The following is a 6,515-nucleotide window of genomic DNA, read 5'->3' as shown; positions in this document are numbered from 1 at the left end:
GGGCCGGTCCGCGCGCGCGACGGGGACGGACCCCGCCTCGGTGCGGCCCGGCAGCCGGCGCGGCAGCGGATCGGCCGCCGACGGCGGGAGCAGTCCCGGCTTGTGGTGCCAGGGCACGTCGGGCGGCGTTCCCCGCACGGCGTGCCCGGTGAGCACGGCGTGCAGCCCGGTGCCGTCCGGCCCGTGGTGCTCCCAGGACGGTGCGGCCGCCGCCGAGGTCCACGGTCCGTGCCCGGGGGCCGGGGCGGACGGTGCGGACGGGACCAGGAGCGCGAACAGGGACAGGAGCGCGGCCGACGCGAGGGCGACGGCCCGCCCGGCGCGCGGGACACGCACGGGGACGGGCCGGGCACGCTCGCCCACGGCTGCCTCCCTGCTCGTCACGTCGTCGGGTACTGCGGGGTCTACGGGACCTTCGGGATCCTCGGAGTCTTCGGGATCCTCGGGCTCCTCGGGGTCCTGCTCGGGACCAGGCTAGGCGGTGTCCGGCCGATCGCGCCGCGGGCCTGCCGGACTCGTCCCGTTCCGGGCGGCGGCCCGTCGGGGGCCCGTCGCACCGTGCCCGGCGGCGCGGGTGATAGGCATGGCGTGCTCAGCACCACGCGTGACCGGAAGGAACAGCCTTGACCGCCGAAGCCGAAGCCGACGCCCCCGTCCTCCTCCGCACCCGGGGACGCGCCGCCCACCTCACGCTCGACCGGCCGCGGGCGCTGAACTCGCTGACCCTCCCGATGATCCGCCGGATCGCCGAGGCGCTCGACGCCTGGGAGCACGACCCCTCCGTCGGCACCGTCGTCCTCACCGGCGCGGGCGAGCGCGGCCTGTGCGCGGGGGCCGACATCCGGCTCTTCCACGATGACGCGCGCAGCGGCGACGGCTCCCGCTCCGAGGCCTTCTGGCGCGCCGAGTACCGGCTCGACGCACGCATCGCGCACTACCCCAAGCCGTACGTCGCCGTCATGGACGGCATCGTGATGGGCGGCGGCGTCGGCCTGTCCGCACACGGCTCCGTCCGGATCGTCACCGAGCGGTCGCGGGTCGCCATGCCGGAGGTCGGCATCGGGTTCGTGCCCGACGTCGGCGGCACCTACCTGCTGTCCCGCGCGCCCGGCGAGCTCGGCACGCACCTCGCGCTGACCGGCGGGGCGATCGGCGCCGCCGACGCCGTGCTCTGCGGACTCGCCGACCACCACGTGCCGTCCGCCGCGCTGCCCGCCCTCCTCGACGACCTGGCGACCTCCCCCGCCGACGAGGCGGTCGCCCGGCACGCGCGGCCGGCCCCGGACGGCGAGCTCGCCGGACAGCGGACCTGGATCGACGCCTGCTACGCCGCCGACACCGTCGAGGAGATCGTCGACCGGCTGCACGCGTACGGCGACCCGGCGCCCAAGGACGCCGCCGAGACCCTGCTCGCCCAGTCGCCCACGGCTCTCAAGGTCACCCTCGCCGCGCTGCGCCGCGCCCGGGCCTTCACCACCCTGGAGCAGGCCCTGGACCAGGAGTTCCGGGTGGCGTGCGCGGCTCTCGCCACGCCGGACCTGCCCGAGGGCGTCCGTGCCCGCATCATCGACAAGGACCGCACCCCGCACTGGTCGCCGGCCACGCTCGCGGAGGTCACCCCGGCCGAGGTGGACCGCCACTTCGCGCCCCTCGGCGCCCGCGAACTGGGGCTCGCCTGAGGCCCCGTTCACGTCCCTAGAGGGCGTCCGTCTTCTCCCCGGCGCTGCGCAGCACACAGAACTCGTTGCCCTCGGGGTCGGCGAGGACCGCCCAGCCCGTGCCGTCCGGGGCGCGGCGGTCCGCGACGAGCGTGGCCCCGAGGGCGAGCAGCCGGCCGACCTCCGCGTCCCGCGTGGTGTCGGGGCGCAGACACAGATGGACCCGGTTCTTGCCCGTCTTGGGCTCGGGCACCCGGTTGAAGTAGAGGGCGGGCCCCTCCGTCAGCTGCACCCGCGTCTCCCGGGCGTCCGGACCGTCCTCCGGGTCGGGCGGGCAGCCCGTCACCGCGCTCCAGAACCGCGCGAGCGCATAGGGGTCCGCACAGTCGATCGCCACGTTCTGCACCACCGAGATCATGCGGACGAGTCTTCCTGTCCGGCGCGCCGCACGCCACCGCCCCCACCGCACCGCGCTCCGCACAACGGTCGCCCGCCCGCACGCCGCCGCAGCCGGAAAGCGACGGGCCCGCACGGCCGGCGCGCCGACGGCTGGACCCGTACACCCCGGGGCCGGAATCATGGGAGCGCCGCAGCCCGTACCGGCTCCTGGGGAGGATCCTCGTGCACCGTGCCCACTGGCTCCAGCACATCCGCCGCCTCGACCCCGAGCGGGACTTCGAGGAGATCTACCGGATCAGCTCCACGCACGAGTTCCCGTGGGACACGATGCAGGCCCTCGGCTTCGCCCTGTACCGCACGTACGCGGTGCCCAGCATCGGCCGACTGCTGCTCGGGACCGGCGAGTTCACGGCCCGCCCGCAGAAGCGCTACGACGACACCGTGCTCATCCTCGACGCCCCGGGGGAGCACGGACTCGACTCGGCGCAGGGTCGCGAGGCGATCCGCCGGATGAACCGGATGCACCGCGCGTACGCCATCTCCGACGACGACTTCCGCTACGTGCTCGCGACGTTCGTCGTCGTCCCCAAGCGCTGGCTCGACGACTACGGCTGGCGGCCCTACTCGCGGCACGAGGTGCGGGCGGCCACCAACTACTACCGGGCCCTCGGCGCGCGCATGAACATCAGCGACATCCCGGCGACGTTCGAGGAGTTCGAGCAGCTCATGGAGGACTACGAGCGCGCGCACTTCGCGTACGAGGAGGGCGGCCGCGCGGTGTCCGAGGCGACGCTCGGCCTCATGGCGTCCTGGTACCCCGCACCGCTCGCCCCGCTCGTGCGCGCAGGCTCGCTGTGCCTCATGGACCCGCCGCTGCGGACCGCCTTCGGCTACGCGCACCCGCCCGCCGCGCTGGAGCGCGCGGTGCGCGGCGGGATGCGGCTGCGCGGGCGGCTCGTCCGGCTGCTGCCGCCGCGCCGGAAGCCGTTCTTCGCGCGCCAGAGCTCCACCGTCCGCGGCTATCCGGACGGTTACCGCATCGCCGAGCTCGGCACCTTCCCGCAGCGCTGCCCGGCCGGCCGGGAGCCGGCCGGGGACTGAGCGCGGCGCTCAGTCGCGGGTGCCCGGCTTTGTGCCCCACACGTAGACCTTGTCGCCCTTCGCGAGCAGGTTCCACAGGGTCTTCGCGTCCTTGACGGTGAGGTTGACGCAGCCGGCCGAGCCGCCGCCGTCGAACAGTTCGCCCGGGTGCCCGTGCAGCGCCTGCCCGCCGTCGAAGAACTGGGAGTACGGCATCGGCGCGTTGTCGTAGATCGTGGAGACGTGGTCGATGTCGCGCCAGTAGATGGTGTGCCAGCCCGGCCGGGTCTCCTCCGTGTCCCGGCCGCTGCGGATCGGCGTCGCGGGGAACGGGATCTTCTTGCCCTGCTGCACCCACAGCAGCTGCCGGTCCAGGTCGACGCAGGTCACCTTGGAGGCGCGGACCGGGCAGTGGCCCGCGGCGTTGGGGTTCGGCCGGGCCTGGAGGGCGACCAGCGTGCGGTACGTACCGAGGTCGGCGTAGCCGTCCTTGCGGGACATCTTGTGCCGGGTCTGCAGGTCGCGGATCGCCGCGCAGTCGGCCTCCGACTGGACGCCGTCGACGGGGCGGTCGAGGGCCTTCTCCAACTGCCGCTGGTACGGACCCGTCGGCGCCGTGCACGCGGCCGCCGCGCCGGCTCCGGCCGTCGCCGCGTGGGCCTGACCACAGGCCGCGAGGCCGCACAGCAGGGGAGCCGTCAGGACGCCGAGGAGGCGGGCGGCGGTGGCGGACTTCATGGGGGCTCCTGACGGGCGCGGTCGGCAGAGGGTGCGTCCCTGTCAGCGAAGCAGCGCACCCGTCCGGCCGCCCATCGCTGGGCGGCCGGACGGGTGAGCGTGCGGAGTCCGGCTACTTGCCCTTGCCCGGCTCGCCCCGCTTGTTCGTGAGGGTGACGTTCATGCCCGCGGAGGCGTTCTCCTCGGTCACCTCGTAGGGGCCGGAGACGGGCCTGGCGGGCAGCCGGTAGCCCTCGGGGACCGCGGTCTCACGCAGGTAGTAGGTGCCGAACGGCAGCGCCGTGAAGTCACAGGTCCCGGTGGCGTCCGTGGCGCACCCGGGGCCGCTCCTGGTGTCCGGCTTCGTGCCCGTGGTCTGCAGACCGTCCACGCCGTTGCTCTCGCGCCACAGTTCGAAGACGGCGCCCTCCAGGCGGGAGCCGGTCTTGGCGTCCTTCTTGACCAGGTGGAGCGAACCGGTCGTGGGCCCGGGACCGACGTCGACCGGGTCGTTCGCCACCGTGATCCGCACGCCGGCCTGGGCGTTCTGCGCGGTGAGACGGAGCGGTCCGTGCACGACCCGGTCCGGCAGCTCGTATCCGGGTGGCGCCGCGGTCTCGCGCCAGTAGTAGGAGCCGAGGCCCACGGCACTGGACGAGACTCCGTCGCTGCCGGTCGTGTAGGTGCCGCCGACCTTGGTGTCCGGGGTGTCGCCCGAGGTCTGCAGGCCGGCGGTCCCGTTGGACTCCTGCCACAGCTCGAACTCGGCGCCGGGCAGCGGGGCGTGGGTGTCGGCGTCCTCCTTGAGCACGCTGACCTGGCCGACGGCGGTCGGTGCGCTCGAGCAGTCCGGCAGATCGCCGTTGAACGGGTAGTTGTGGAACTCCTGGCCACCGCCGCCGCCCTCGGCGCTGGTGTGCGTGAGCGACCCGGTCGTGAAGAACCGGCCGTTGATCCCCGGCAGTGACACCGTGGTCATCGAGGTCTGCTCGCCCATCAGGAAGCTGCCCTGGAACTGGCCGGTGCCCTTCAGATCCACCGTGGTCGCGTCCGGGAAGTTCCACAGGAGGCGGTCGCGGTAGGCGTTGAGGGGGTCGGTCGTGTCGTCGATGCCGCCGCTGTACGTGTTGATGGTGCGGTGGCTGCCGAGGACGTTCACCAGGATCGTGGCGTCGGCGGGGATGTTCGCGAAGGAGATGCCGGCCTGACCGCCACCCGATCCGGCGAGGTCGAAGTCGACGTTGAACACCTGGAGTTCGGACGTGCCGTCGCCGGTGAAGACGATCTCGCTGCCCCGGTTCACGGCGGTGCCGGTGGGCGTGCGGCTCGCGCCGTCGACGCGCGCGTAGCAGCGGCTGGCGGAGGTCAGCTGGTCGCGCAGCCCGTCGTACGGGGTGACGGCTTCGTCGTCCTGCACGGTCTTCTGGGCCTCGACCGTGCCGGTCAGGCCGCCCGCGTGCCGTACGACGCCGTCCTCCGCGAGGAGGCGCTGGTCACCGGCGACGCTCACGCCGCCGCCGGTCGTCAGCCAGTCCGCGCCGACGGGCGGCGGCACGCGGGAGCCCACGCCCGCCTCGCCGATGTTGTAGACCTGGCCGGCCGAGGCCGACTTGTTCATGTCGAAGTCGCCGAGGACGACGCTGCGTCCCTCGGCCTCGGCGGCGCCGCCCCGGACGAGGAAGTCGTCGCCGACGAAGATGTTGACGGCGTTGTCGCGTCCCGCGATCGTGCCGTTGTTCACCGGGGGGTAGGGGTCGGGGCAGTCGCCGGGCACGCACGGGCCGAGCCCGCCGGGCAGCGGGAGTGCAGCGGCGGGCGCCGCGGCCAGGCCGAGCGTGAGGACCGGGAGCGCCCCGGCGAGCACGGCGCACGCGAGGCCCGTCGAGCTCACCCGCGAGCGCCATGTCGTCCTGCGTCTGGAGGTGGCAGTCATGCCTCGAGAATCAACCGGTATGTCCGATGATCGGTGTCGCCACTCCGCGAAGACACATGAACGGACCAGCGTGCGGACCCGCGTACAGGCACGTGCGGACCGGTGTACGGACAAGCGGGGGAGCGGCGCGGATTCGCAGAATTGCGAAACTTGGCAATTCATTAGATGGTGGCGTCGCCGGCGCTGGTGCTGTCGCCGGTGTTGTCGTCGTCGGGAGGGAACCGCGTGCGGGTGGGCGAGAAGAACGACACGGCCGGCCGGTGCCCGCGGTGACCGCGCCCGTGCAGGCGCTGCCCCTGCGGCACGCCCTGACCGTGCCCGCCGAGGGCTCGGCGGTGCGGCTGGCCCGTGAGACCGCGCAGATGGTGTTCGCCGAGTGGGGGGTCAATCCGCACCACCCGGCCGTCGACCCGGCCCTGCTCATCCTCAGCGAACTCGTCACCAACAGCGTCCGGCACGCCGCCGACTCCGCGCCGACCGTCACCGTGGTCTTCGCGGGCGGCGCCGGCTGTCTCGCCTTCGGTGTGCACGACGGCCATCCGCTCCGGCCCACGCTGCCGCGGGCCTCGGCCGGTTCGGCGGCGGGCGGACTGGGCACCGTCATGGAGCTGACCCATGGCCTGGGCGGCACCGCCGTCGTCCGGGGCGACACCGACGGCCGGGGCAAGAGCATCTGGATCACCCTGCCCCTGTGAGGCGAGCGAGAGGGAGTGGGCGAGGACGATGAC

6 protein-coding genes and 1 pseudogene are annotated in these 6,515 nt (G+C 73.8%); 3 read left to right on the top strand and 4 right to left on the bottom strand.

Going from position 1 to position 6,515, the window contains the following annotated elements; translation table 11 throughout:
- Window positions 1–363: pseudogene (locus GTW43_RS31355) on the bottom strand (hypothetical protein); the annotation flags it as partial.
- Window positions 364–623: 260 nt separating this feature from the next.
- Between GTW43_RS31355 and GTW43_RS31350 the strand changes: the two are divergent.
- Complete coding sequence (locus GTW43_RS31350) at window positions 624–1,679, top strand: enoyl-CoA hydratase/isomerase family protein (RefSeq protein WP_161305365.1); 1,056 nt, start codon at window positions 624–626, stop codon at window positions 1,677–1,679.
- 16 nt (window positions 1,680–1,695) lie between these two features.
- On the opposite strand, the gene GTW43_RS31345 is transcribed toward GTW43_RS31350, so the two are convergent.
- On the bottom strand, window positions 1,696–2,076 hold the full coding sequence (locus GTW43_RS31345; protein ID WP_161305364.1) for a VOC family protein: 381 nt from the start codon (window positions 2,074–2,076) through the stop codon (window positions 1,696–1,698).
- 203 nt (window positions 2,077–2,279) lie between these two features.
- Between GTW43_RS31345 and GTW43_RS31340 the strand changes: the two genes are divergently transcribed.
- On the top strand, window positions 2,280–3,158 hold the full coding sequence (locus GTW43_RS31340) for an oxygenase MpaB family protein (protein ID WP_343246177.1): 879 nt from the start codon (window positions 2,280–2,282) through the stop codon (window positions 3,156–3,158).
- Window positions 3,159–3,167: 9 nt separating this feature from the next.
- Here the strand turns inward: GTW43_RS31340 and GTW43_RS31335 are convergent, their stop codons facing one another.
- Both GTW43_RS31335 and GTW43_RS31330 read right to left on the bottom strand, forming a co-directional pair.
- Window positions 3,168–3,875: a L,D-transpeptidase gene (locus GTW43_RS31335; protein ID WP_161305363.1), complete on the bottom strand. Its 708-nt coding sequence runs from the start codon at window positions 3,873–3,875 to the stop codon at window positions 3,168–3,170.
- 112 nt (window positions 3,876–3,987) lie between these two features.
- Window positions 3,988–5,787 (bottom strand): choice-of-anchor A family protein, encoded by a 1,800-nt coding sequence (locus tag GTW43_RS31330; protein ID WP_161305362.1) that lies wholly within the window; start codon window positions 5,785–5,787, stop codon window positions 3,988–3,990.
- 269 nt (window positions 5,788–6,056) lie between these two features.
- Between GTW43_RS31330 and GTW43_RS31325 the strand changes: the two genes are divergently transcribed.
- Window positions 6,057–6,482 carry an ATP-binding protein gene (locus tag GTW43_RS31325; protein WP_343246176.1) on the top strand — a complete coding sequence of 142 codons (426 nt, stop codon included), beginning with the start codon at window positions 6,057–6,059 and terminating at the stop codon, window positions 6,480–6,482.
- Window positions 6,483–6,515: the final 33 nt, after the last annotated feature.

Origin of the sequence: Streptomyces sp. SID5785 (assembly GCF_009870065.1) — a bacterium.
GTDB lineage: Bacteria > Actinomycetota > Actinomycetes > Streptomycetales > Streptomycetaceae > Streptomyces.
This window is presented reverse-complemented; position numbering and strand designations above follow the sequence as displayed.

Bases quoted from the DNA above. Each gene is read 5' to 3' on its own strand.
- GTW43_RS31345 (WP_161305364.1), bottom strand. From the start codon at position 2,076: ATGATCTCGGTGGTGCAGAACGTGGCGATCGACTGTGCGGACCCCTAT.
- GTW43_RS31335 (WP_161305363.1), bottom strand. From the start codon at position 3,875: ATGAAGTCCGCCACCGCCGCCCGCCTCCTCGGCGTCCTGACGGCTCCC.
- GTW43_RS31330 (WP_161305362.1), bottom strand. From the start codon at position 5,787: ATGACTGCCACCTCCAGACGCAGGACGACATGGCGCTCGCGGGTGAGC.